The 25,831-nt window shown below is 64.0% G+C and carries 21 protein-coding genes; 14 read left to right on the top strand and 7 right to left on the bottom strand.

Features of this window, described 5'->3' with window-relative positions:
* The 6 genes from QMC84_RS11395 to dpdD are packed head-to-tail and all read left to right on the top strand — an operon-like array spanning position 1 to position 11,544.
* Positions 1-885, top strand: a complete 885-nt coding sequence (locus tag QMC84_RS11395; RefSeq protein WP_300374913.1) for a hypothetical protein — start codon at positions 1-3, stop codon at positions 883-885.
* Positions 882-3,920 (top strand): protein DpdH, encoded by a 3,039-nt coding sequence (gene dpdH / locus QMC84_RS11390; RefSeq protein WP_300374912.1) that lies wholly within the window; start codon positions 882-884, stop codon positions 3,918-3,920. The genes QMC84_RS11395 and dpdH overlap by 4 nt, the downstream gene beginning before the upstream one ends.
* Positions 3,913-4,602, top strand: coding sequence for a hypothetical protein (locus tag QMC84_RS11385; protein ID WP_300374911.1), 690 nt, complete (start codon positions 3,913-3,915; stop codon positions 4,600-4,602). Before dpdH ends, QMC84_RS11385 begins: the two co-directional genes overlap by 8 nt.
* Positions 4,599-8,993, top strand: coding sequence for a protein DpdJ (dpdJ, locus tag QMC84_RS11380; protein WP_300374910.1), 4,395 nt, complete (start codon positions 4,599-4,601; stop codon positions 8,991-8,993). Before QMC84_RS11385 ends, dpdJ begins: the two co-directional genes overlap by 4 nt.
* Positions 8,990-9,511 carry a phospholipase D-like domain-containing protein DpdK gene (dpdK, locus tag QMC84_RS11375; protein ID WP_300374909.1) on the top strand — a complete coding sequence of 174 codons (522 nt, stop codon included), beginning with the start codon at positions 8,990-8,992 and terminating at the stop codon, positions 9,509-9,511. The genes dpdJ and dpdK overlap by 4 nt, the downstream gene beginning before the upstream one ends.
* Positions 9,508-11,544, top strand: a complete 2,037-nt coding sequence (gene dpdD, locus QMC84_RS11370; protein ID WP_300374908.1) for a protein DpdD — start codon at positions 9,508-9,510, stop codon at positions 11,542-11,544. The genes dpdK and dpdD overlap by 4 nt, the downstream gene beginning before the upstream one ends.
* 227 nt (positions 11,545-11,771) lie before the next feature.
* Here dpdD and dbpB (QMC84_RS11365) read toward each other — a convergent pair whose 3' ends face one another.
* The 4 genes from dbpB (QMC84_RS11365) to QMC84_RS11350 are packed head-to-tail and all read right to left on the bottom strand — an operon-like array spanning position 11,772 to position 16,096.
* Positions 11,772-12,878, bottom strand: a complete 1,107-nt coding sequence (gene dbpB / locus QMC84_RS11365; protein WP_300374907.1) for a DGQHR domain-containing protein DpdB — start codon at positions 12,876-12,878, stop codon at positions 11,772-11,774.
* The gene (gene dpdA, locus QMC84_RS11360) at positions 12,871-14,100 is read right to left on the bottom strand and encodes a tRNA-guanine transglycosylase DpdA (RefSeq protein ID WP_300374906.1); all 1,230 of its coding nucleotides are present in this window, start codon (positions 14,098-14,100) and stop codon (positions 12,871-12,873) included. The genes dbpB (QMC84_RS11365) and dpdA overlap by 8 nt, the downstream gene beginning before the upstream one ends.
* Positions 14,097-15,233 carry a DGQHR domain-containing protein DpdB gene (gene dbpB / locus QMC84_RS11355; protein WP_300374905.1) on the bottom strand — a complete coding sequence of 379 codons (1,137 nt, stop codon included), beginning with the start codon at positions 15,231-15,233 and terminating at the stop codon, positions 14,097-14,099. Before dbpB (QMC84_RS11355) ends, dpdA begins: the two co-directional genes overlap by 4 nt.
* A complete protein-coding gene (locus QMC84_RS11350; RefSeq protein WP_300374904.1) occupies positions 15,230-16,096 on the bottom strand; it encodes a hypothetical protein in 867 nt (288 codons plus the stop codon). The genes dbpB (QMC84_RS11355) and QMC84_RS11350 overlap by 4 nt, the downstream gene beginning before the upstream one ends.
* Before the next feature lie 103 nt (positions 16,097-16,199).
* Between QMC84_RS11350 and queC the strand changes: the two genes are divergently transcribed.
* The 6 genes from queC (at position 16,200) to QMC84_RS11320 (ending at position 21,176) form a co-directional block, all read left to right on the top strand.
* Entirely contained in the window at positions 16,200-16,898 is a 699-nt protein-coding gene (queC, locus tag QMC84_RS11345; RefSeq protein ID WP_300374903.1) for a 7-cyano-7-deazaguanine synthase QueC, read from the top strand.
* A complete protein-coding gene (queE, locus tag QMC84_RS11340; protein WP_300374902.1) occupies positions 16,895-17,530 on the top strand; it encodes a 7-carboxy-7-deazaguanine synthase in 636 nt (211 codons plus the stop codon). The genes queC and queE overlap by 4 nt, the downstream gene beginning before the upstream one ends.
* The gene (queD, locus tag QMC84_RS11335; RefSeq protein ID WP_300374901.1) at positions 17,527-17,895 is read left to right on the top strand and encodes a 6-carboxytetrahydropterin synthase QueD; all 369 of its coding nucleotides are present in this window, start codon (positions 17,527-17,529) and stop codon (positions 17,893-17,895) included. Before queE ends, queD begins: the two co-directional genes overlap by 4 nt.
* 3 nt (positions 17,896-17,898) lie before the next feature.
* Positions 17,899-18,687 carry a GTP cyclohydrolase, FolE2/MptA family gene (locus tag QMC84_RS11330; protein ID WP_300374900.1) on the top strand — a complete coding sequence of 263 codons (789 nt, stop codon included), beginning with the start codon at positions 17,899-17,901 and terminating at the stop codon, positions 18,685-18,687.
* A 508-nt stretch (positions 18,688-19,195) separates the two neighbouring features.
* Complete coding sequence (locus QMC84_RS11325) at positions 19,196-20,473, top strand: PfkB family carbohydrate kinase (RefSeq protein WP_300374899.1); 1,278 nt, start codon at positions 19,196-19,198, stop codon at positions 20,471-20,473.
* Entirely contained in the window at positions 20,418-21,176 is a 759-nt protein-coding gene (locus tag QMC84_RS11320; RefSeq protein WP_300374898.1) for a 7-cyano-7-deazaguanine synthase, read from the top strand. The genes QMC84_RS11325 and QMC84_RS11320 overlap by 56 nt, the downstream gene beginning before the upstream one ends.
* A gap of 852 nt (positions 21,177-22,028) precedes the next feature.
* Here the strand turns inward: QMC84_RS11320 and QMC84_RS11315 are convergent.
* Both QMC84_RS11315 and QMC84_RS11310 read right to left on the bottom strand, forming a co-directional pair.
* Entirely contained in the window at positions 22,029-22,304 is a 276-nt protein-coding gene (locus QMC84_RS11315; RefSeq protein WP_300374897.1) for a hypothetical protein, read from the bottom strand.
* A 643-nt stretch (positions 22,305-22,947) separates the two neighbouring features.
* Positions 22,948-23,445, bottom strand: a complete 498-nt coding sequence (locus QMC84_RS11310) for a helix-turn-helix transcriptional regulator (RefSeq protein WP_300374896.1) — start codon at positions 23,443-23,445, stop codon at positions 22,948-22,950.
* A gap of 98 nt (positions 23,446-23,543) precedes the next feature.
* On the opposite strand from QMC84_RS11310, the gene QMC84_RS11305 reads away from it, so the two are divergent.
* Entirely contained in the window at positions 23,544-23,801 is a 258-nt protein-coding gene (locus tag QMC84_RS11305) for a hypothetical protein (protein ID WP_300374895.1), read from the top strand.
* 2 nt (positions 23,802-23,803) lie between these two features.
* On the top strand, positions 23,804-24,991 hold the full coding sequence (locus QMC84_RS11300) for a hypothetical protein (protein WP_300374894.1): 1,188 nt from the start codon (positions 23,804-23,806) through the stop codon (positions 24,989-24,991).
* 287 nt (positions 24,992-25,278) lie between these two features.
* On the opposite strand, the gene QMC84_RS11295 is transcribed toward QMC84_RS11300, so the two are convergent.
* Positions 25,279-25,827 (bottom strand): hypothetical protein, encoded by a 549-nt coding sequence (locus tag QMC84_RS11295; protein ID WP_300374893.1) that lies wholly within the window; start codon positions 25,825-25,827, stop codon positions 25,279-25,281.
* Positions 25,828-25,831: the final 4 nt, after the last annotated feature.

The following is a 25,831-nucleotide window of genomic DNA, read 5'->3' as shown; positions in this document are numbered from 1 at the left end:
GTGGACATCCTGAACCCGACTCCCGCAGCGTGCTTCCCACAGGCCATGTGGCTGACCTATCGGGCCGTCATGGATAGTCCGGATCTGGGGCAGGACGAGGTTCTGGCGCTCGTGGTTCCCGACGCGATGCGAGCACGTACTCCCGGCGACGGTGCGCACGTCAAGCGAGCTCTCGCCGGCCTGGTCGAGTTCAAACTTGTGGAGCGGTCCGCCGACGGCCTGCATAGTGCTGAAAAGGTTGCCGGTCCGCACGCGTTTTTGCGATTGCTGCGCAACCGACTGGTCACGCCGCCCGACGAGTTGGGCGCAGGCTTCGAGGGCGCGCCCGACGTCCGTGCCGGACTGATTTGGCTGTTGCGTCAATCGCCGACCGAGCCGCTGGACTTCGAGGTGAACGTGGCTCCAGTGATGCCGAAGGGCCTGTTCACGAACAGCGCGCGCTGGAACACCTTCCGACCCTGGTGTGAGGCGTTGGGCTTCGGACGGGCGGCGCTATCGGCCATGAGCACCGGGTCCGCTCAGAAGGGGACCGGAGCGAAAGTGGTTCCCGACCCCACGGTGGCGGTGATCGACGCCATCCAACATCCGTTCGGTGATCCGCTTCCGGAGGGGGAGCAAATCCCCATCGGCAGTCTTGTGGAGTTCCTCCGCAATGAACTGCCGGTCCTGCCTGGTCACCCGAGCGCGACCTATCCGGGCTTCGCAGACGATCCGGATGCCGGTCTTCGCGCGTTCGGTCTTGCCCTGGCCAGCGCCGAGGAGCGCCAGGTTCTGACTATGAAGTATCAGTCCGACCCTTCGGGCGTGATGGCGCTGCCGGACGCCCAAGAGCATGGGAAGCCGCGATATGTCTCAGCCGTGACGATCAAGAAGGCAGCGCGATGAGTACGCAAGTCAACTTCGTCTGCTGGTCCCCGGAGGTCGTCACCGCCACCATCCCGACCGAAGCCGCCACACCGTCGGACGCCGTGCTGCTCGCAACGCACACGCCGTTGCGGATCACCCGTCGTGGCGGCAAGGGCGGCCGTGACGCGATCGAAACGGTCAACGAGCGCCAGGTCCTCGACGAGTTCCTCAATAGCGAGCCGAACAACGGGGTCCTCGTCGCGACCGTCCTAGGCGAGTCGGGAGCGGGCAAGTCGCACTTGGTGCGCTGGACCCACGCCAACATCGCCGCGCAGCCGAAGCGGCACGTGATCTACCTGCAGAAGACCGAGACCAGCCTGAAGGACGTCATCGAGAGGCTCCTCCTCGACCAGACCGACCCCGAGTTCGACGATATCCGTCGGAGGGCTGGCAGCCTCGGCAGCGGTGTCACTGTGGAGCAGATGGAACAGAAGATCCTCGCCGAGTTGGCCGAAGCTCTCCGAACTCACGAGTCACAGACTCCACTCGGCATGCCACTGGTCGGCGAGAATGGGCTGAGTCTGTTCTTTCTCGACCCACTGTTCCGTCGGCACCTTCTCCGCCCCGGTTCTTTCATCAAGCGACGAGCGGACCATGCACTGCATGGTCGCGACCCCGATGAACCCGACGTGCCGCTCGAGTTCACCGTCGACGAACTCCCGCTCGACATAGTCGACTTCGCGAACCTCAAGGACGCCGCAGCAGCCACCCAGAAACTGTTTACCCGACTGTCCAGCAATGCCGCCATGCAGGCCGAGGCCGTGCGGATGCTGAATGAACTCCTCGACGTAGCTGTGACCAAGGCGGCCAGCCTTGGCGTCGGCGACGTGAGTCAGGCGTTCATGCGGATTCGGGAGAAGTTGGTCGGCCAAGAAATCGTTCTGCTGATCGAGGACGTTGCCCTAATCCAGGGAGTACGCCGCGATTTGCTCGACGCGATCGTCGAAGTCGGCGTCGTCAAGGGCCAAGAGCGCTACGCGACCGTGCGGACGATGATGGCCGTGACAGCCGGTTACTACTACGAGTCACTCCCGGACACCTTCCGTCGACGTGCGGAGCCGACGTCGCCGCTCTACGAGGTCGACGTTGATCTCGCGGGGGCCGACACCGAAGAACTCGTCGACTTCGTCGGTCGATACCTGAACGCAGCCCGGGTCGGGAAGGACGCTATCGAAAGCGCGTCGCCGGATGTGCCAAACGCGTGTATGGCGTGCATCTACAGCACGTCATGTCACGAGTCCTTTGGTGTGTCGAGCGCGGGTTACGGCCTCTATCCCTACAACAGGCCGGCTCTCATCAGAGCCGTCAACGCCTGCGCAGAGAAAGCCCCGGACGGCCAGGGACGCGCCAACTTCAACCCACGCAAGGTGCTCTCCCGAGCGGTCCGCGACGTCCTTAACGACAATGCTGCCGTCATCGACGACGGCGCGTTTCCGCTGTCCTCCTTCCTCGCCGAGGAGTCGACGGCGATGTCTCTCCCGCGTTTGCCGCTCCATGTCCAAGAGAAGATCCAGGCTGACTACTCCGAGGGCGAGGCCGGGCGCTTGGACGTGCTGCTGAACTTCTGGGGCGATCGCGGCCGGAAGAAGATTGACGCGGGGATCCTGTCCGCGTTCAGCCATGAACCGATCCCTGAGACGATCTTCGACACGGACGGCGCCGATCGCGATCGCGACCGCGACGGAGATCAGGAGGGGGAGCGCGAGGGGGAGCGTGACGGTCTGGGCGACATTCCCCGGTCTGTGAAGAGGAAGATCGAAGCGATCGATGACTGGGCGAACGACAAGAAGATGCCCCCGGCGCTGGCGAGCGAAATCCGAGCGATCGTTCGGGAAGCTCTGATCGCGAGACTGGACTGGTTCGAACTGGTCATCAAGGACCCGGACGTCCCGACCGTCACCAAGGCGATTCCCGCAGGCACCCGAAGCGTCTCTATCGAGGGTTCCGACGAGCATCTCAACGTGGTCCCGTTGGTGACGGTGAAGCGCACCGCACGGATGGCGATGATGCTTCGCGGTCTGGTCTACATCGGTGCTGGTTTGCCGCAATTGGCCGGAGAGGCGCTGCCGCGTCTTGATGCGCTGGTGGACGGATCTGTCGTCGAGGCCCGAGACCGAATCGTGCAGGTGCTCGCAGTCGACGACGCCTCACTCATCGAGGCTGCAGCGTCGTTATTGCGAGGCGCGGCCGCCTGCGGACAGTTCCCTGCGAAGTCGAACGATCTCGATCTGATCAACGCCGTGCTTTGGCGCAACGACGGCAAGGGACGTCTCGACGCTTCGGTTCGCTCACCGGAGTGGATGGACGCATTCGAGAAGTACGTCATCGCGCGCGATGCCGCGGTTGATCGCCTGCTCGCCGGCGTCGGAGCAGCTCAAGGCAGCAGCGGTGCGGTGCACGCGCTCGACGCACATCGGTTGACCGAAATCGTACGGAAGGCCAAGAAAGCAGTGGCCGCGGATGCGATGCAGGTGGTGCCGCCGTGGTGCGAGGACGCTGACAAGAAGCTCAAGGCGTTGGTACGGGCGAGCCAGACCCAGCTCGACTACTGGACGGCGCTGGTCGAAAGGACCCGCGCCTACCTGCCGCAGGGCGTCAGCTACCTCGAAACCGTCGACGCGATTCTCGACGTCACCAAGATCGGGCAGCCCTATGGCCTGGTCAAGGTTGCGAACCTGGCGGCGCTGGCGGACCTTAACACCGCGGCCCGGACCTGGGATCCGGCCGGGCTTGTCCAACTCGAGAAGTTGTTGGAGTCCGCGAAGTCAAAGACCGGGTTCGCACTGCTGGAGGTCGTCGGCACGGAGGTGCAAGGAGACTTGGTCGCGATCGCGAACTACCTGGAATCCAGCAGCCAATGGATCGATGCGGGACTGCGTGACGCGGCCGCGGATGCGGGCGAAGTGGCCGACCTCGATGCCGACATCGACAGGGCGATCGAACGGTGGTTCGAGATCCTGGCTGAAGACGATCCCGAACAGGGTGCTGAGGGAGAGGATGGGACGGATGAGTGACACGGCAGCAACCGGCACTTTGCTGTCACGAGCCAAGCGACTGGCGGCGATCGGTCGAACGAAGCGGGACGATGAGGGTGCCTCGCAGGATCAGAATCAAGCCCAGACCGCGCTCAACAAGTTGGACGCCGAACTCACAGGTTTTGCGGGTGTCCTGGCCGTGCACCGCGCCCTGAGAAAAGCTGGAGTTCCAGTCGAAGCAGTCTCGGAACTAGACAAGCCGGCGACTGCACTCCGGGAACGGGTCGCGTCTCAAGGTCGGCCTACGGCTCAGTACTTGAACGCACGGGTCCGGGACACTGCCAGTCTCCGGTCCCAGATGAGCGAAAGCGACAAAGTCGCGTGGCGGGGGTGGGCCGACGCTCAGATCGCGTCGCTTCCGCAGGAACTGCTGCCTCGCCTCGGGGTGGGTCAGGCGTCGGCCAAGGAGCGGATACGAAAGCTGAGGTTGGTCGCGGTCGCACCGCCGAACAAGTCCGACATCACGCTCTTCAAGCTGAGTTTGGATCATGTGAAAGACATTCTCGCGGATGTCGAGGATGCCGGGGACCTCAACGCCCTGCTCGCACGGTTCAACTCAAACGGGGGACGACTGCGGCTGTCCGAGGTCACGGACGAGGAGTTGGCGTTGATTCGTAACGATGCGTCACTCGCTGAACAGATCTTCTTGAGTACCACATGACCCAGGACCGTTGGGCGGGCGTACCTGACCTTCTGAGTCGGCTTGAGGACCTCGAACTTCGCCTGCTCTCCTGGGGCGTCGTCGACGGCTTCCTCAGCGCGGCCGAGGTCGATAGCGCGATCGAGGTGCAATTGGACCTCGACGCCGACCGGGGTGCGGTGTTGCTCTCCAACGACCAGTACCTCGAGCACCTTCTCGACGCTGGCCTGCTGCATAAACTGCCCGAAACCCAGCCCCAGTACCGGACCCGTCTGGCGGAGACGCTTAGGTTGCTGCGGAACCTGCGTCAACTCCTACCCAAGGACCAGACGAAGGCTGGCTGGTGGAGGCAATCGAGTGCACTGGTCGCTGACTACCGACTCCGGGTCTCTCCGCGGCGGTACCCCGCGCGTTCTGTCACACCCGATGAGCTGATCGGCGAACTGGAGCAACTCGACGGCTGGACTGAGGCGCAGACAACTGTGGCCCGCAGCATCGTCGGCAGCGATGACTCGGCCAGTTTCCAGGTCCATGCGACCCGTTCGATCCTGTCCGCCCTCCGGGACCCGAATCCCGCCGGGCGCATCGTCACCGCCGGCACCGGTTCGGGCAAAACCCGGGCGTTCTATCTACCCGCACTGCTCGATATCGCCGCCAACATGGACGTTAGTCGCAAAGGTCCGCACACGTTGGCGCTCTACCCACGCAATGCCCTCCTCAGCGATCAAGCTCGCGAGACCTTGCGGGTAATCACAAACCTCGGTCCTCTCGGCGGTGCGGGCAGCAGGACCGGTCGCATCGGACTTCTGTACGGAGGCACGCCATACGGCGCAAAAGACTTCTCGGAAACCAAGGGGCATAGGGGGTGGACCCGACAGGGTGCGAGTTGGGTCGCTCCGTACTTTCCGTGCCTGAACGACGCCTGTGGCAGTCACCTGGTGTGGACCGACGCTGACCGGGCGCAGGGCGTCGAGCGACTGGTCTGCCCCAAGTGCGGGAAGGAGACACCGGAGGGGACTGTCGCGCTGACTCGGGAATCGCTAAAGACCCGGCCGCCAGACATCCTCTTCACCACCACGGAGATGCTGAGCAAACAGTCGACGGACTCGAACCTCGCAGGAGTCCTTGGCTGGAAGGGTTCGAACGGCACCCGCTTGGTCCTGCTCGACGAGGTACACACCTATTCCGGTGTTCACGGTGCCCAAGTAGCGCTGATGCTCCGCCGATGGCGCTACGCCAACCGACAGCATGGAGCACCGAGCCCTGTGATGGTCGGACTCTCCGCGACGCTGCGTGACGCCGGGGACTTCTTCTCCAACCTGACCGGGGTGGAGCGAGCCAACGTCGAGGTGATCGCCCCTGCGACGATCGACCTGCTGCCCACGAGTCGCGAGTACGGGATTGTGCTGCGCGGAGACCCGGTATCCGGCGCATCGTTGCTCTCCACGACCATCCAAACGGCGATGCTGCTGGGGCGGGTGCTGGACAACCAACCGGGAATCTATGGCTCGGTCACTTTCGCGTTCACCGATGACCTCGACGTGATCAACCGACTGCACGACAACCTGCGAGACGCTGAGGGGGAGGACCCGCGGGGGCTGGCGGGCGGTCAGATCCTTGCCGACCTGCGCTCGCCCAACGGTCCTCAGGCCGGAGTTCGCTACCGCGAGGGCCAGTCGTGGGATCTGCCGGCTCACTTGAAGCGCATGACCCGGAAACTGAGAGTCGCTCGGACGTCGTCCCAAGACGCCGGTGTCGATACCGCGGCGGACGTAATCGTGGCGACATCGTCTCTCGAGGTCGGATTCAATGACCCGAGAGTCGGGGCGGTTATTCAGCACAAGGCACCTCGCGACATGGCGTCCTTCCTGCAGCGGCGGGGTCGAGCGGGTCGTCGGCTGGCGATGCGCCCGATCACGGCGGTGGTGCTCTCCGACTACGGCCGCGATCGGATCGCCTACCAGACCTACGAGAAGTTGCTCGACCCCGAGATCGGCGCCCGCACGCTCCCAGTCGGCAACCGCTTCGTGATCAAGATCCAGGCCACGCACGCACTCATCGACTGGATCGCCCGCCGAATGAACGTCGACGGGCGATGGGCTCTGAGGCCGCCGTACAAGGGGAACGCGCACAACCGGTCCACCGAAGTAGCCGCCCTGCTGAGCAACCTGCTCGGAAGCGCCGAACTCCAGAGCGAGCTCGCGGCTCACCTGCGGCGAAGCCTACTGATCTCCGCCGATGAGGCTGAGGCAGCACTCCGGGAAGAACCGCGCTCGCTCCTGCTCTCCGTCGTCCCCACCGCGTTGCGTCGGCTGGAGTCGAACTGGACGCCTTTGGCCGGAGACGTCGATCCAGGGGCCGAGGGCCGCGAGCCGCTGCCCGAGTTTATGACGGACACGTTGTTCGACTCGCTAAACACCCCCGACGTTCGGTTCGCGCTCCCCTTCCGGGTAAACGACGAAGAGGGCGCGACGATGGCGATCGGCGCGGCGTTGCGCGAGGCGGTTCCGGGTCGGGTCCGGCGACGCTTCGGCTACAGCCATGCCAGCCACCGCACCTGGCTGCGGCTTCCGGCGCCAGGCTCTGACCTCGACCTTACGGACATCGTCGAGAAGGGGCACGGCCTCGGAGTCTGGAAGACCGCAGGCAGTGAGGAGTTCGTCGTGGTGCGGCCCCTGGTGCTCAAGCTCGAGAGGCCGCCGCCGGAGGTCGCCGATAGCTCGTCCGCCCAACCCGTGTGGCGCTCGGCGTTCGAGTACGCCGAGAGTGCACTGCACGAGGTCGATATCCCGATGCCCTCGACCTGGGCTGATCTCATAGATCGGTGCGGATTCGCGCTGCACGTGACGGGCGGGCCGCTGCGGGTGCAGCGTATGGCTATCGGCTCGGACGGTGAGTTGCAGGAGCGGCGGGGCAAGGCTTCTACCCGGACGCCGTTCTCGGTGCGGTACGCCCATGGTGGCCAGGCCGCCGCACTCGGATTCGAACTCGATGTCGACGGGCTGATCCTTGACGGCCGACTGCCCAAGGACGCCGCAGAGTGGCTCGGCGACTTCCCCTCGTCCGCTGCGTGGCGGACGTTGGCGTTCCGGCGGCGGGTGCTTGAGGACCCCCGGCTCGAGCAGGTGGCCAACGGGTTCCAACTCGGCTGGCTCACCGAGGTGTATATGCATGCGTACATGTCCTTTGGTCTCGATCGGGGAGTGTCGGCGGACGTCACCGCGGCGCTTGCAAACGGACGTTGGGCTGCCAACCTCAAAGAGTTCTTCGCCGTCCTCTACCGGACAGAGGAGAGCGGGATCGACGAGAGTCGCGTTCTGGCGGGCCTGCGAGACCTGGTCGCGACGCCGTTGGTGTGTACCGTCATCGAGGAACACGGTCTCCTGTTCGTCGCCGACGACCTCGCCGTGCAGACTTCCGAACTCCTCGATCGTGTTTTGGTCGACACCCTCGGCTGCGCTGTTCTTACTGCCGTTCAGGAGTGCGTGCCCGACGCCCAGGATGCCGACCTGATGGTCGATGTCGAGATCCAGGACGACCGCCGGTTCCGAGTGGTCATCTCCGAGACCTCCATCGGCGGGCTGGGTCTGCTTGAGTCGCTGCACCGTGACTATGCGCTCAATCCGGGTCGGTTCTGGGACGCCGTTGCGCGTGCCTGTTCGCCGACGGAGGCGGAGGACGTCGACGACGCAATGCGCCGGCTCGTCGAGGACCTGGCCGACCCGAATTCGACGTTCGCGCCAACCGTGAACGACTTCCGGGCTGCCGAAGGTATCGGCGCGATGGACGTCGCCCTCCAGCAACTGCTCGAGGCGTGGACGGAGAATGACGGCCCTCCGAGTCACCTGCTCGTGTCAACCTTTGCCGCCCGACTGCTGCGTCCCGGGTCGAAGCCGGCAATCGACCAGTTGGTCGCGAAACTGGCGCGGGCCTGGGTGACCGAGGAGGAGCGACTCGGCTTGGAGTTCGATGCTCGTGCGGTGGCATTCCATGCCAACGAGGGCAGGTTCGGCTTTCCGATCGCCCCACTTACCGCCGACATGGCCTTCTCGATGCTGTGGTTGCGCGGACCGTCCGCGCGCTCCCAACTCCTCGAGCACTGGCACCCGTACCGGCGAGACGTCGTGGTCGAACGGCTGATCTTTGATCGGGCTCTGCGCGACGGCACGGTGGAGGTTGATGTCACCGACCCGGACTGGCACGCGAGGTACGTCGAGGCCGTCGAGCGCAACGGGCGCGTCGTCCTCACGGCGCCGTATCCCAAACGCACCACGGTCGCTGGGGCACTGCGGGACGCTACGGTCACGCCGGTGGAACGTAACGGCCTTCGCGTCTATGGCCGGGTAACGGCGATCAACCAGCGGCACGGCCTGGTCCGAGCGCACCTGTCGCTGGCGGAGGAGTTGCAATGAGTGGCTCACGCACCGTTCGAACCCGACCGCGCAACGGGCTCGCGATCAGTGACGTCCTCACGGCCGCGCTGCTCTCCGAGTTCTGCTCACCGAGCAAGGAACTCTGGTTGGTCAGCGGTTGGGTCACGGACCTCGTAGTGATCGATAATGCCTACAGGCAGTTCGACGCCGTCCTCGGAACTGACGCCCGCTCCAGTCTGACGCTGACGGACGTGCTCGGTGCGCTCAGCCGACGGGGGACCCACGTCCACGTTGCGCTGCGCGAGGAGCAGCACAACCGGCGCTTCATCGAACGACTCGAGAGCGTCGGTGACCCCGATTCGTGGAAGGTCTACTCGAGTCCAGACCTGCACGAGAAGTTCCTGGTCGGCTGGACTTGGCTGATGAAGGGCTCGATGAACTTCACTTGGAATGGTGTCCAAGTCAACGAGGAGAGCATCGACTTCCAAGTTGACCCCGGTGAGGCTGCCAGGCAGCGGCTCGAGTTGCGGACCCGATGGATCGGCGGGTCGTCGTGAACCTGACGCCCGACGAGTTCGTCTCCCGGTTCTTCGGTCCGCCCAACGGCATCTGGCCCAATGCCGACCCGAACAACCAGATCGTTAGCACGATCGGGCCGTTCCTAACCGCCCTGATCAAGCGTGGCGAGTGCCCGGTAATCCTGCCGCGTCGCGATCTCATAGCGCTTCCCTCGACCCTTTACGTGATCTGTTGGGACACCGCCCATGCAGGGCGGGTCCGTTCACTCCTCGAAGCGTCCGTCGCCCATCACTGGTGTCCCTTCGACGGCCGGGTAGCGCGACTCGACCCGGCCGACCGGATCGAACGGGCGATCCTGGATCTTGTGGGTCCGGGGACCACGTTCGTGCTGCGGCCGACGCAACAAACGGCAGGCCCGACCTTCAAAGCACTCCAGCGTTTGGTCAGCACGCTCGGTGCAGCCTCATTGCGAACGCCGACCGCAGCGCGTCCTGTCGGACGGATGCTGCGCGAGTTCGATGTAGCACTGGCCTCCGGCGCTGCTCAGACATCGCTGACGTTGCTGAAAGAGATTGAAGGTTTCGGCGGGATCTCGCACGAGAATGTCGCCTTCCTGCAGATCCGCCGCCTCGCGCATCTCGGCCATGATCACGAACTGTTGACGCACGGATCTTTGCCGACACTCATCTACACCGAACCCCCGCGCCTGGTCAGAGAGGCCGTCCTCGCCGCCTGGGCTCGGGCCCGGGTCGTCCCGGTGTTGGAGTCCGAGGGCGTGGATGAGGCCATCACCTTGATCCGCGACTCCGACCCGGACATCGCCATGCTCGTGGACGCGTCCCTGCACGCCACACAGGACGGTGGCGTCGCCACTGTCTGCGCGCTGGTCGCGCTGCTGCGACAGGACCGCTTCCTGGCCGCTGCGCTCCAGGAGAACTCTGGCGTCGCTGCCAGCGTTCGTGCGCTGATTTCCGCTCTGGGGGCAGCACCGGGTACGGCGGTGCCTCCTCCTGCGCCAGCGTTGACGCCGGTCCTCACGGAGGTCGAGGAAGCGGATGCCGGGCAGTACGAGTCTCCAGCAGAGGAGCCGGTCGAGCCTCATCCCTCGGAGGATGACGTACCTCCTCCGTCCGCCGCAGGATCATGGCTGGACTGGGTTGCACAATTGGGGACCCCACAGCAGGTCAGCCTCGATGCGGGGGCGGCCGACGAATGGGCGCCTGCCTGTTCGATCGACGAACAATTGGCGGCTGTTGTCGACGGACTCCCCGAACTGGCTGTCGACGATCTGCTTGCCGGCGTTAGTTGGTTCCTGGACACCGATGATCCGGACAACCCAGCGTCAGCAACGGCGATGGCGTTGATCCGCCACTACCTGCTCGCCGAGCGATTCGCCCCGAGCGACCTCGGCGCACTCTGTTCCTTGATTCAAATCTTCCTCCGCGGAGCACCTGGATCGGCCGCCTACCGCGAGCTGCTGGACGACCTCCGCAGTTACGCCCCGCAATGGGTTGCCGTCACCAATGCCACTCGGGTTCTCGACATCGCGGACGCCGTCGTGTGCGGGCCGACTGTCGACGGAACTGGGCGCAGCGACCTGGTCACCACCCTTCTCGCCCCCCTCAACGAGCAGAAGCGGCGGCTGTCAATCTCCCTCCGTCGCTTGGCATCTCTCGTCGGCGGCGACGTCGGCCTGGACTTCGACTGGACCGTACAGGTTGCCGAAGCGGAGGATGACGGCGCGACCGACGGCAACTCGGAACTGGATCCGCAGATCCTGTTGTACAGCCTGGACACGGGGACCCTGGCTCGGGTCCAGGCAGCCATCCACGAGCAGTGGCCGAGGGCGCGTGTCTCGGCTTCGGCGGTGAAGGTGGGCAATCAGTCACTCAAAGGTCAGACCCGTGGGGCAGACATCATCGTCATCGCGACAAGGCGGGCCGCTCATGCCGCAACGGGCTTCATCTCTGACAACGCCCGTCCTGATGCGAAGATCGTATTTCCCGATGGCTCCGGGTCGGGCTCGATGCTCCGAGTCGTCGAGTCTGCGATCCTCGATTGGTCGATCTGACTCAGCGCACCGCCCGCAGAAAGTAGCCCGTGAGGAGACGGGCGCCAGTACAGCCGCAAGGCGGACCTCATCGCCATCGCGACCGGCCGCGCCGCTAACGCCGCGACCGGATTCATCATCGACAATGCGGATCGCGGAAAGGTCTGTCACCCGGACGGGTGCGGGGCCGCATCGATGCTGAGAGTGGTCGAGGCTGGGCTCGAAGAGTTGCGCTCCGCGAACTGACGTCACCTTTTGAGCGCGCGGAGAAGGTGACTGGTTAGCACCTTGACGTCGTTGGGAGTGTTCTGGATGCCGTTCCACCGACGAACTTGCTCTTCGCCGAAATCCCAGGTGCCGCTCGTCCACGCGCAGTGTTCGCCAAGGCGGCCGATCGTCGCCTCGAGGTTCATGCCGGCGAACTCCGCCGTCGGGACGCCGTCGGTCAGTGCGTCCATGACGTAGCCCATCGCCTGGACGCCGGCGCCATGGGTCAGGCGAGACTTGGTCGGAGGGAACTCCCATGCAGTTGGGAATGCAAGTTGCACGATGGTCCAGAAGTAGTTCAGGTGAAGGACCATCTGATCAACGTCGCCGGATCCGTCTTCAGGATCGCGGTACTGATAGAGGGCGCCGTCGTAGAGGCTGTTCTCAATCATCTTCAGGACGCTGTTGTCCTTGATGTAACCATCGGCCATCGTCGGGGTTGAGATGCGTCCAGCGAACGGCGCACCGGCCGCTCGGTTGCCGAAGTTGAGTCGAGCCATGACCTCTGCGGGCAGTTGCTTCCGGGCGTACGCCGTCGGCAGGTGACCCATCGTGTCGGGCAGCAGTTCGTGGATCAGACCCTTGGGGAGGGGCTTGGTGTTGTTCACGAGGATGAACTGGCTGCGCTGCTCCGCCTCACCGCGAGCAATGAAGCCAACGGCGGCAATCCCGAACTCCGCGAGGTCGGCGTCGCGGATCGCGGCGCTGCGCTGCTGCCCGTCCACCAGCCAGGCCGGCTTCTGATCTTCGGGCAACGACTCGTCGATCGGAATGACCAGTTCTCCGGCGGACACGTATTCGACCGAACTGCTCGCGACGGACTCGACGAAACTCACGCTCTCGTCGAACGCAACGACGACCGCATTGGGGAGCATGGCTCCATCTGACTCGAGGTAGCGCCGGATCGCCCTAATGTGACTGAGAACCTCAGGACGTTGGTAGCCCTGCAGAGTGATGTCATCTCGATGAACGCGACTGACTGTCGCGAAGTCATGGATGCGCTTGCCGTCTACCCCGAATGTGTAGATGAACTGCGCACCTTGGCGGATTCGGAGGGCGGGCAGTCGCAGTTCGTAGCGATCAGCCATCTGTTCTCCTGTGAGATTTGAGTTGCGCCATCTTCGCGGCAAGGACTGACATGTTGTGGAAGCCGCGGCGCTTGTTTCGTTCCGTGCCACGGAAGACCCCGATCTCGACGCCGTGGTCTCTGCAGATTCTGCAGTCGCAGCGGGTCCACGGCGCTGCCTTGAGGGTTTCCTCGTAGGCAGCTAGGTACGACTTCTTGGATTGGCAGATGGCCTCGTACTCGCCGAGGCGGTCGAGGCAGATCCGTCTGGACGTGGACGACCCGTCGTAGCTGCGCAGCGCCTTGAGAGTCTCGCGTTCAGCGGTGATTGCGTCCTTCTGGCTCACGTTTCCAGCGAGGATGGCGCGCTTCAAAGTGGGGTTGCCGTCGACCTGCGGGACGCGGAGGGCAACGTAGGCGCGTTCGACGGTGTGGAAGTTCTTACGATCGTCCATGAACGCCTGGCGGAAGGCCGACGTGCTGTCGAAACTCGTGACACCCAAGTTTGCGAAGTCGTCCATCGACTCGACGCGTGTGATCCCGAGCAGGTGAAGCTGCGTGCCGATTTTGAGGACGTCTCCGATCGCCGTGAGGCTCGCGAGAATCTGGCTCGTTTTTAGGGGGACCATGCCGCCCAGTGCGATGCGCTCGTAACCGAGGTCCTGAAGCGAACTGACACTTTCGGCGTAGGACTCAGGACTCCAGCCTTGAGCTGCGCCTACGGGTTCCACGGAGCTGCAGCGGTCGCGATTTAGAGCGATGAACTCTTCTGCCAACCGGAGGGTGAGGCGTCGGCGTTCCTCCCAATCGGGGTTGACGTCGTCGCTCGAGGGATCTTCCGTGAAGCCGAAGACCACGTGGTCCGTGCTCACGCCTGCATCGAAGCCGCACTCCTCATAGAAGTCGAGGGTCTGAGCCGCCGTGACCGGAGGAACCGCTTCATCTACGTAGTTGAATGCGCCGTTGTCGCCGAGCGCCTCAACCCCTGACGGGAGTCGGAAAAACCTATGCACCCCCATGCGGTGGAGGCGGGCGCGTTGGGCAGTCGAATACTTGCCGGCACCCTTTATTGATCCATCAACGATCGACTTGCTGACCAGGATGCCGTGGTAAGGGGCTGCCGAGAGAACCTCGTGCGCATAGCGGTCGTCGCGTTGCCGTACCCGGTGGGCCGGGTACTCGTCACGGAGGAAGTCGTAGGAAGGGCTGACCAGATCCTGACTGTCTGGAAAGTAGAACCTCACCTTCGACCGGTCCGCTCTGCGAGGTACGTGCGGACGAGGTAGTTCGAGAGCGCACTGATGTGTCTCGGGGTGTTCTGCAAGTCGTCCCACGGGAGCCCCAGGTCCTCCCAGACGCCGCCTGTCCAACGACACTTCTCAGCGACAAGCGCGAGTTCGGCCGCAGCTTGCTGCTGAGCATCCGGGTCATCGTCACGCACGTGTGTCATAACGCGATCCATCAGCCGACCCATGGCGCGGATGCCGACGCCGCCAGTCAAGCGCGACTTCGTCGCAGGTTTGCCCCAGGCTTCTGGGAACGTCTGGCGGACGGCGCCCCAGTAGGCGATGAGGACTCGGCGGATCCCTTCGGTGTCGGTGGAGCCCGTGGCAATGTTGCGATAGGGGAACAGGACTCCGGAAGGCGATTCGATGGATTCGCGGATGGCTTCCACGAGGCTCGTGTCTGTCACCACGGCCGCCTTCTTCTCGCCCGTCGCCGTAGACGCTCGCCTAATCAGGCCGCGGAACGGAGAGTCGACGTCGTGATTCAGCATGTCGACCAGCGCGGACGGCAGTTGCCTTGTGGCCATGCGCGCCGAGGGCACACGGGAGATCTCCGGAAGCAGTTCGGTGACCAACCCGGTCGGAAGCGGCTGCACCGTGTTGACGCGCAGGAACTGCTCTCGCTGGACCTCAAGGTTCTGCGTCACGAAGCCGGCGACCGGCACTGGTAGGCGGCGGTTCTTGGTTCGTGCGAGGGCGAGACTCCGCTGCTGCCCGTCAACGATCCATGCTGGGCGCGGCCCATCGTCGTCGAGCGCGATCGGAATCTCGAGCGTTCCCGCGATGGCCAGTCCGTCGCTGGTTCCCGGACCCCGGCTTGATTTGAACTTGACTTCCGGTGGAAGCGCGAGAATCAGCCCGTTGGGGAACACAGGGCTCTCGGAGTCCAGGTACTCCTGAATCTGCTTGACGTGCTTCTGCTTCTCGGGGCGTTGGTAGCCGATGAGCTTCCCTGCTTCGTCCCGACCGATGCGTGCCACGTCAGCTACTAGGTCGACCTCCTCCGCGGCGAGTGTGAAGAGGTAGAGCGGTGTCTCGTCGCTCTGAAGGACCTTGAGGGCTCGCCGTACCAACCAATGCGGGTCAGTCACGATGTGGCCACTTTCTGGAAGAGCATCGAGAACCGTCCTTGTTCGCAAGCCAGTCCAGCGTCGCGCAGGGACTTCAGCGCACTGGTCTTTGAAACGCCAGGGGTGCGTGCCCGCAAGGCGTCGACGAAATCAAGTACGCCGTCGTCGGTCAGTTGTTGCCTGTTGTAGACCTCGCGGTGTCGCTCACGATCGGCCCAGGCGAGCCACGCGCCGGTGGCGTGTGGGCTGAACGAGCCTTCTCGTGACAGGCGAAGCCATTGGATCGCCATGCGGACGTTGAGGCTCGTGGCCGTACCGCCGAGAGCGCGTCGTAGCGCCCGGTCTGAAGCGATGCGAGCGTCGGAGGGGATCTCCTTTGATCCCCCGAAGACGAGGAGTTCATCGGACGCGAACCGGTCAGTCAGGTCCGTCGCGATGACGCGAGCGTAGTTCTCCGAGAGCACCCACATCGATCGATGCCGACGCCCGCGGGCGATATGTGGCAGGGCATCCCACCACTCTCGTGCTTCCGTGGTGGAGGACGCGACGGTGTCTTCGTGGCCAGTGCTGAATGTTGCCGCGTAAGCGGACGACCGGTCGTGAACGGACCGCAAGCCAAGGCCGGCCGATGCAACCAGCACCTCAGGCTCGTACCCGACCCCCTGCGCCGTGGCGATGAGGAGCTTGACCTGACTCCAACTCTCGCCCCTGTAGAGATCGAGGAGCGGAGTCGTCCCATGGGCTCCGGTGAGTGCACCACGCCATGCCCGGGCGCGCTCGCCTACCTGTCCGGGGGGAAGGTTGCGAGCCATGAGTTCGTGGGCCGGGGTCGCTGACTTCCTGTCGGTGCAGGTGACGACGATCGTCAGTTTCTGTCGCGACATGACCTCTCACTCCAAAACTACGTGTCTTGTGCGGCTACTCTATCGTGTAGTTTCTGGATCAGGCAGCAACCCAGCGCGTGTGTGGATCGGAGAGGTGTAGCGCATGAAGAGGAAAGCCGTCGTCCTGTTGAGTGGGGGACTGGATTCCACCACGGTGCTCGCTATCGCCAAGGACCAGGACTTCGAGCCCTACGCATTGAGCTTCCGCTACGGACAGCGCCATGAGGTGGAGCTTGCGGCTGCGCAGCGCGTCGTTGCCGCTGCCGGCGTCGCGCGCCACGTGGTCTGCGACATCGACCTTCGAGTCTTCGGCGGCTCAGCGCTGACAGCAGATGTCGACGTTCCAAAGCATGGAACCGCTGACGAGATCTCTGGAGACGAGATCCCGATCACCTATGTACCGGCTCGCAACACGGTCTTCCTCTCCTTTGCCCTCGCCTACGCCGAAGTCGTCGGATCGACCGACATCTTCATCGGCGTGAACGCCCTCGACTACTCGGGATACCCCGACTGTCGCCCCGAGTTCATTGCCGCCTATGAGGAGATGGCAAACCTGGCTACCCGGGCCGGGGTCGAGGGGAACTCGCTGAAGATCCACACGCCGCTCATCGACCTGACGAAGGCTCAGACGGTCGAGATCGGCCAGCGACTGGGTGTGGACTACTCGCTGACCTCGTCCTGCTACGACCCCGACGCGGAAGGTCGCCCATGCGGTCACTGCGACTCCTGCCTCCTGCGCCTCAAAGGTTTCGCGGAGGCGGGCCTGAGTGACCCCTTGACCTACCAGGAGTCGGGCGCGTGACCTACAAGGTCAAGGAGATCTTCTACACGCTCCAGGGCGAGGGCACGCACGCTGGCCGACCGGCGGTGTTCTGCCGCTTCAGTTCCTGCAACCTGTGGACCGGCCGGGAAGCCGACCGCGAACGAGCGATCTGCAAGTTTTGTGACACCGACTTCGTCGGCACCGACGGCGAGGGCGGCGGCAAGTTCGCTGATGCGGAGGCGCTCGCGGAGGCTGTGGCGGCGAAGTGGCCGATGAATGGCGGCGGACAACCGATGGTCGTCTGTACCGGAGGCGAGCCCCTTCTGCAGTTGGACGTCGAGGCCGTCGAGGCATTCCACGCGCGCGGGTTCTACGTAGCGGTTGAAACGAACGGAACGGTAGCTCCGCCGCCCGGCATCGACTGGCTCTGCGTCAGCCCAAAGATCGGTTCGGAGCTCATCGTCGAGAAGGGCCACGAACTCAAGTTCGTTGTCCCGCAGGGCGGTGTCGACCCGACCGCGTTTGAGCACCTGGACTTCGAGAGCTTCCGAGTGCAGCCGATGGACGGTCCAGACGTGACCGCGAACACCGAGTTGGCCGTGAAGTTCTGTCTTGACCACCCGCGATGGCAACTGAGTTTGCAGACGCACAAGCACCTAGGAATACCGTGACCTACACCTCTGAGATCTACAGGGAGTTCACCTTCGAGTCGGCTCACAGGCTGCCGAACGTGCCCGAAGGCCACAAGTGTTCGCGTCTGCACGGCCACTCATACCAGGCTGTCGTTCATGTCGCGGGCCCCGTCGGCGAGGACACCGGGTGGGTGCAGGACTTCGGCGACATCAAGGCGGCGTTCAAGCCCATTGAGGAACAACTCGATCACCACTACCTGAACGAGATTCCGGGATTAGAGAACCCGACCAGCGAAGTGCTGGCCAAGTGGATCTGGGATCGACTGATCGACGTGCTTCCGAACATGACCGAGGTTCGGGTGCGTGAAACCTGCACGTCTGGCTGCGTATACCGAGGAGCGTGAGCGATGCACCTCGCAGACATCCAGGACGAGCCCGACGGTCGTGGCATCGAGCTCGATGAGGTCGGCGTCGCCGGCGTTCGGTACCCGATTCAGTTCAGCGACGGCTCAACCGTGCAGGGAGGTGTGGCATCGGTCGACGTCACAGTTCAACTGCCTGCGGACCGGCGGGGCACCCACATGAGCCGCATGATCGAACTGGTGCACGAGCACGTGAGGGAGTTCGATCCGCGTGAGCTTCCCACCATCCTTAAGGCCGCCGCGGCGCGACTGGATGTCGAAACAGTGGCGCTCGCCATCTCGCTACCGATCGCCTTCGAGGTGGTCGCGCCGGAGTCCGGTATTCGAGCTTGGCAGGCCAGCGACGTCGCAATCGTTGCTGGCATCAGTACCGGCGACGTAGAGGTTGAGACGACGGTCTACACCGACGTCACGAGCCTTTGCCCATGCAGCAAAGCGATCAGTGACTACGGCGCGCATAATCAGCGCAGCCGGGTCGGACTGTCCGTACGAGGGTCTGCGGACGACGTGTATCCGTTGGCCGTCAGGCGCCAGTTCGACATGATCCGCGAAGTTGGGTCCACTCCTGTCTTTCCGATCATCAAGCGGGTCGACGAACGCGTGGTGACAATGCGGGCGCACGACAAACCTGCGTTCGTGGAAGACATGGCCCGCGATCTCTCCGAAGCTTGCCGGACGCTCGGCCTCGCTCACTCGGTGAGCGTCAGAAACTTCGAGAGCATCCACAGCCACGACGCCGTGGCCAGCGTCAGTTGGCCATTGAGAAAGCTGTGAGGAGATGCCTGACAAGTTGACATTCAATGACATTGAGATGCGCCGTTTAGCCGAGACCGATTCTGTCGGACCTTCTGGCTACGCTCTCGAGGTGTCAGCCCGCAGGTTCTGGGAAGGAGAAATCGGTGAGTGGCAATCCATCCAGCGCTTCGTACAGCGGGGCCGGCGGCAGCAGCAGTGAGGCCGGCGGGCCTACCGGAGGTTTCGGGGGCCAGGAGATTGACGGCGGTGGCGCAGTTGATCGTTGCTTCATTTCGATCGAAACCACCTTGGCGTCACCGGACCCGACCGAGGTTGCTACGTTGACCGTCGGCGAGATCCTCGCCCTCGTCCTGGAGGAAGCTCCGCCCGCCGTCGTCGTCGTTCGGGCCTCGGGTGCTCGCGTCGGTGCGATCACCCAGCGAGCGACTGACTTCAGTCGATGCCTCCAAGATGGGTACGCCTACAACGCTGAAGTTGTATCGATCAGTGGTGGCGCGGTCACAGTCCGGATCTCGAACCGCCTGTAATGCTGATCGTCGGCGGCACGTACCACGAACTCTGCTTCCATCCAGGGTGGGACACTGTCCAGGGATCCGGAATGCGCGCGGCTGCGGCATTGGCAGCCTCTGAACCACAACTGACGACCGCCGTGGACGACGAACTCGCGATAGGTGCGGAGTTGGTCGCCAACGCGGTCGGGGTTGCCGAGCGCGTCGTCGTGGCCAGGTCCGAGCCCGTTGCGTTCGAGTACTTCACTCCACTATCGATACCGCGAGTCGTCGGTACGACGGCGACTGTGGGAGAGGTCCTCAGGGGGGATGCCGATGTCGCTCTCACATTCGGCATGCTTGAAACGGTGGAGCGCGAGATCAGGGCGAAGCGACTTGTCCTCGATCCCCAGCAGCCCGCCGGCCGGAACTCGCTCGAGCGTGGCGGTCTTGTTTCGGATGAGTTGGCGCTTGTCCTGAATGCGACGGAGGCGAGGGTCTTCGGGAAGTCTCCGGATTTGGATATCGCCGTCGGCAGACTGATCCGGGAAACCGGCGCGGTCGCCGTGGTAGTCAAGGCGGGCGCCTCGGGCGCCGACGTCCATGTTGCGACGCCTGGGGGCGATGTCCAGACGACCCACGTGCCAGCGTTTCCCACAGGACGAGTTTGGCCGCTCGGCTCTGGCGATACATTCGCTGCAGGTTTTGCCCACGCGTGGGGCGAATCGGGAGCCGACCCGGTCGAGGCCGCCCGCGTCGGATCAGCTGCCGCTGCATATTGGTGCTCGACTCAGAATCACGCGCTTCCCGAAGAGATTCTGTCGGGTAATCTCACTCGAATGGCTGCGATCGGCCTAGTTCCGCTGGAGTCAGGGGTGGGCGACCAGGACCCCCGCGTCTACTTGGCCGGCCCGTTCTTCAGCCTGGGGGAGATCTTGCTCGTTGAACTAGCGCGGGACGCGTTGACCGCACAGGGTGTCTCTGTGTTCTCGCCGTTCCATGATGTCGGCCTCGGGGACGCCTCGGTTGCTCAGAAGGACATTGACGGACTGAATCAATGCGGCTCGGTACTTGCACTCCTCGACGGAAGTGACTTCGGCACTGTGTTCGAGACCGGGTATGCCGAGCGCGCGGAGATCCCTTGCGTGGGATACGCGTCAAGTCCGGACAAGGAAGGCGCGAAGATGTTTGCCGGGCTCTCCGGCGAACTGCATACCGATTTTTCGACTGCGGTTTACCGCGCGGCGTGGCGCGCTCTGGGTGCGTCACGCGCCGGTGCAACCCATCGCGTCGGTGAGGAGAGTCTGGGTGATTGAACCGAGGGTCTCCGAACCTTCGTTGGCTCCCGACGCGGGTAAGGATGCGGTGCTCCTTCTTTCGGGTGGAATCGACTCAGCGGCGTTGGCTTCCTTGGTCCGCCCCGCGTGGGCTTTGGTAGTGGATTACGGCCAGCGGCCAGCCGTAGCGGAGGTTCGGGCGGCAAGGGCTATCGCTGGGCACCTCGGTATCCGGATCGCGCAACTGACCGTCGACCTAGCGTCGGTGGGATCGGGACTGTTGCTGCGCGAGAGTCCTCCCGATTCCTCAGCCGACGAAGACGGCTCTGGAAGAACCTTCGCGAACGTTCCGAGTCCCTCCCCAGAGTGGTGGCCTTTGCGCAACCAACTCCTCTGCACCCTCGCCGCGGCATGGGCGCTGGGTCGGACCTCCAAGGACGGAGCACCACTGCGACAAGTATTGACAGCGACGGTCCAATCAGACGGTGCCCGCCACGTCGACGGCACCCTCGCCTTCTACGATGCCCTTGATTGCGTCACCCGCATGCAGGAGGGCGGCATTGCCGTCAGGGCGCCCGCGATCCACTTGTCGGCCGTGGAACTCGTTACAGTCTCCGGTGCTGATGAGGGTTTGCTTGGCTGGACGCACTCGTGCCACCGATCTGAGTCACCCTGTGCGGCGTGCCCTGGTTGTTGGAAGCGAGAGCAAGTACTGATGGATCTCAAGATGTTGAGCCATTGAACGAGCAGAGATGACGTCGTCAAGGAGCTCCACCCCACCGTCTTCGTCCGGCGGTGAGCCAGCTCTGAGCGAGGCGGAGTGGGTCGCACTTGCTTCCGCGCAGAGTCTTGAGCCGGAAGCAGCGCCACCTGGGATCGCCGACCTTGCCGCACAACCGGCGCTGCGCACGGGCGATGAGGTCGGGTGCCTCGACGATGGTGATCGCAGACTGGCTTCGCTCGCGCCCAGTCGAGATCTCGCGGACATACTGGAGAGTCGTCACAGTGAGACGGCGGCGCTGGCGCCACTCTCGCGCGCCGACCTGGTGACCTTGCTGTACAGATCGGCCAGGCTGATCGCTCCCGGTGAAGGGGAAGACGGCGGTCCGTGGTCGCACCGGCCTTCGCCGTCCGCAGGCGCCACACACCCCTTCGACCTTCTGGTCTACGTTCGTGCCGTGCAAGGCTTGCCCGAGGGCCCGTACGTCTTCGCGCCATATCGGGTGCAGTTATTTCCGCTCGCGGCAGAGCAACACGCGTACGCGGTTGCAGTCGAGAGCGCTGCGACAGAAGCGGCTCGGCGAAGTTCCCCTGCGCCGGTGACGGTCTGCTTGATTGCCAATGTTCATCGCGTCCGGCGCCGATACTCCGCGCCGCTCACCCTACTTTTGCGTGACGCTGGCGCGCTGCTCACGGTGATGCACTTAGTGGCTACCGACCTCGGTCTGAATAGTTCGATCGTCGGCATAGCGGGTCAGGTGCCTGCCGACTCACCGGGCAAGGCTTCCTCCGAAGCGGGACCACTAGTAGTGAGTGCGGGTGGACTGGTCGTCGGCGGAGGCACCTGAGTCCCTCGACACTGGAAGGCCTCAGGTCACGTCTGTTCCGCGTACCAACTGGCCGAATCGTGCGGTGCGCCCAATGCGCGCGCGGCTGACCGGCCTAGCTTTGACATGTCCGACCAGATGACTGCGTCGAGGTCCGATGCCCTGACCCTCCCCGCTGCAGCCCAGGCAAGGAAGAATGCCTCCATTACGTCGTAGTCGCGGCCGGGTTCCCACGCCGGATTGAAGACGCCCGCGATGACCCCGGCTCGCTGGATGTGGATGTCGATGATTGCCACCGCGTCACTCGCCAGGTGGTTGCGCACTATCCACGATGCAGTCTTGGGTCCAATCCCAGGGAGTTCTTGGAGCCATGCGCGCAATTGGTGGGGATCGCTGGGAGGCTGTTCGGCCGCGACCGTGGACAGGGTGCGCGCGAGGCGGTGGCCGCGTTGGCTCGCAAACCGATATCGGACTAGCCGACCGCCGACTTCGATCGGCGACTGGAGCGCACGCTCCAACTCCGTGCCGGTCGGCGCCGACCGTCCATCGAGGAGTCCCTGATCGCGAAGGGACGCAAAGGCTGCTAAACCAACCCTGGCAGGGATTCCGTATCCGCCGAGAATGCATGCAGCGATCTCTTCGACCAGGCTCGATCCGAAGGCGTGTCGCGTTGAAGGGCCGCTGTGTTCCTCGCACCTAGAAACCCAGTAGGCCGCGCTGCCTAGCTGCCAGGGCTGACCCCACCTGAAACTCCGCTGTGTCGCGTGACTGGTGAGAGTGACGACCGCGTCGCCTGAGCGAGCGTGCCCGGCATCGTGGTCGGTTCCGGTTGACGTAGTCGATTGAGACTGCCTGCTGAGTGTCGAGATCGTCATGGTTGCTCCGTCACTGTTTGACTCTCGGTCGATCCGGTCGATCCGGTCGAACAAGGAGTTCGTCACCTCATAGGTGGCACGTCGCGCCCGGTCACTCACCGTGGGCACCTGTGCCCGTATCGGAGGCTCGGACCTGGCTCAGCGCGGTGGAGGCCATCTCATTGAGGTCGGCGCCGTACTCGCGAGCGAGGAGGTGCGCGGTGTAGATGCCTGGCGACAAGACGTCGCCCCGCTCAATCGCATAGATGTTGTCGGTACTGAGATCTGTGGCACGCGCCACGTCCCGCGCTGACTTGCCCTGCGCCGCACGAACGTCCTTCAGGAGTCGACTGAACGCAGCGCCGAACTCGCGCTCTGCGTCGGTCCTTGGTCGACGGGCCATGTAGGTGATTATAACCGTTGGTTTATAATCAACGCTGCCAAATACGGCGTGGTGACCTGCCCAAGCGCGACAAGGGTCGCCGCGAGCTTCCAAAATCGAGGGCCGGGCCATCGGGTCCGGGTCCGTGGCGATCAAGCACGCCAGCAGATCACTCCAGCGGTTTTCGTTGGCTGCTGGGATCACGTAGGACAGGTCCAGGATCGGCACAGCGGCTCAGTCATTGTGCCCCGATAACGCGACGCGAAGCGTCAGGGGCGGTTGTCGACCGTTGGCGGAGAGATTCCCCACCGGGTTAAGTTCGATGAATGGACGGCCACGGGAACTTGTCACCAAGCGAGGAGGAGGGCAAGCGACTCATGGAGTTGCTCGGTTCGCTTCCGCCCGACAAGGTGTGGCAAGAGTTCGTCGATCGGGGGCTCGTCGACCCCGCCCTGGACCATTCCGTGAAACTTGCCGGTTCCGACGATCCAACGACTCGTGAGAATGTGCTCGCTGCCGTTGGTGAGCTCGGACTCGACTTGCTCCTACCTGACGCCAAGCCCGAGGTCCCGGGGGAGTCGTGACAGTGTTCGAGATCCACAATGAGGGCGACTTCGCGACGGCCAAAGTGTTCCTCACGGGTTGGCTGCCGAAAGCCCATGCCCATCTCTCCGAGCTACTCGGGCTGCCCGACCCGCCTGACGTTGTTCACGTATTCCTCAGCGACCGTGCCACGCACGAGCAACGGTTCCCGGTGCGCGTGGAGGAGAAGTTCCTGGATGCCGGCGGTGAGCAGCCAGCCCACGACATCCCGGCTCGTGGTGAGTTCTACGCGCACGGCGTGGCTCACCTCACTGAGACGAGCCTTGTTCTGCCAGCCGGGGTTCCCGACGGAGCGCCCGGCATCTTCCTCGACTGCGAGACCGTCCGGCAGATCGCCGACGAACTCGGTCTCGAGTTCGAGCCCGTCCTGGGCAGCACTGCCATCCATGAGCTGTCGCACGTCGTCCGCGGGCACCCCACCTCGGACGGTGCCCGCACCCATGGGTTCGCTCGAGAAGGTGACGCCCAGCGCGATGCCTGGGCAGTGAAAGCGTCAATGCTTGCTTCGTCATCAACGCGAGCGACTGCGCTCGCCGGACGCGCCGCGCAGGTGCGGCTCGCCAACCACCAGCCCCGCGCTTACACGATGTTCGGGCAAGACTCCGTCGATCGCTATCACTGGAACCACGAGGAACCGAAGGTCGATGTGCACCTGATCCGGACGCCGCGGAATCTGCTGGCCGTCGTCAAGGAGGACGTCGTCGTCCTGCCTGTTCGCACGGTGCTGCCGCCTGTGCCCGAGGTAGGCGACCTTGTGTACCTGGCGCAGGAACGAGACGACAAGGACTACTTCGTGGTTGGTCCCTGGGTGGTCCTGAACCGCGACCAAGAGACGGCGGTCTTGGCCGAGAAGGACCGCAAGGAGGTCCAATGGGCTGAGGAACGAGATCGCGGCCCGAGGCGCACCTTCGAGTACCTCGTCCTTCGCCCGTCAACCCTGAGAGCAGCCCGCGCCATCTCTCCGGATGACCTGCCGGCGATTGGGCTCCCATACTGCGCAGCCGAGAGCGGGGACTGGCTCGCCCACCTTGGAGACACTGTGGACGCCATCTTCGAGGAGAGACGCCAAGAGCTCACGGACGAGTTTGAAGAGTTTTGGCGCGACATGAGCGAGGATCTCGGTCGTGATGTGCGCCCGGCAGACTGGTCGTTTGGTCCCGATGCCGAGTAGGTTCGCGGTCTGCGCCGCCGGGCCGCCCGCGCAGACGTGAAGGACTTTCGACCTCAATCGACTGCGGCACACCGCCGCACACCGCTGGCTCGCGGCCGGAGGCTCCGAATCGGGGCTCATGGCGATTGGGCTGGATTCGCGTCGACATGCTGGTCCGTTACACCCGCGCCTCCGAGCGTGCCGCCAATGAAGCCCGACGCCTCAACCTAGGTGCACTGTGACACACCAGCGAGCGATGCGACTCGGCAGAACAGAAGCCGTCCACGTGCGCCGGCTGTCAGCTTCCTTCAGTCCTTTGTCTTGCCCGGAACATAGTCGAGTGGTTGGCCCGAGTCGGCCCAGGACTGGCGGTCTACCCAGTCAGGAGCAGGTGGGAGGGCCCAGTAGGAGATCGAGCCGTTGTAGGACCAGCGGCCGGTGGCGGGCCCGGAGTGGAACGCGACGACGCCTGTGCGCTCGAGATTGCCCAGCGTGGCGGCGAGGAAGGCGGAGACGGTGTACCGCTTCGGGGCGACGGCGCTGTGGCTGTAGCGGTCCATGAGGAAGGCCCAGTCCTTCGGGTTGGCCAGCGCGTAGGCTCGCTCAACCACGCCGTACTCAACCCAAGTGCCGGCGAACTGCTTGAGAACTGCTGGCAGTTCGACTCCGAGACCGAGTTCCTCGGCGATACCGGAGAGATCCGTCCCGGGCGGTGGGGGAGGTGAGCTGAACCAGGTGAAGGGCCCGGGCGTTACGTGATCGGCGCGCGGGCACGTGAACTCGGTCCCGACCTCATCGCTGATCCAGACGCCGTCGATCTCCTCGAAAGGTTGTTGCGGGCAGACTTGAAATGCCATGGGA

This window comes from Nocardioides sp., from assembly GCF_030019515.1.
In the GTDB taxonomy this organism is placed as follows: Bacteria; Actinomycetota; Actinomycetes; order Propionibacteriales; family Nocardioidaceae; genus Nocardioides.
The sequence above is the reverse complement of the archived record's forward strand: the minus strand, read 5'-3'. Positions and strand labels throughout refer to the sequence as shown.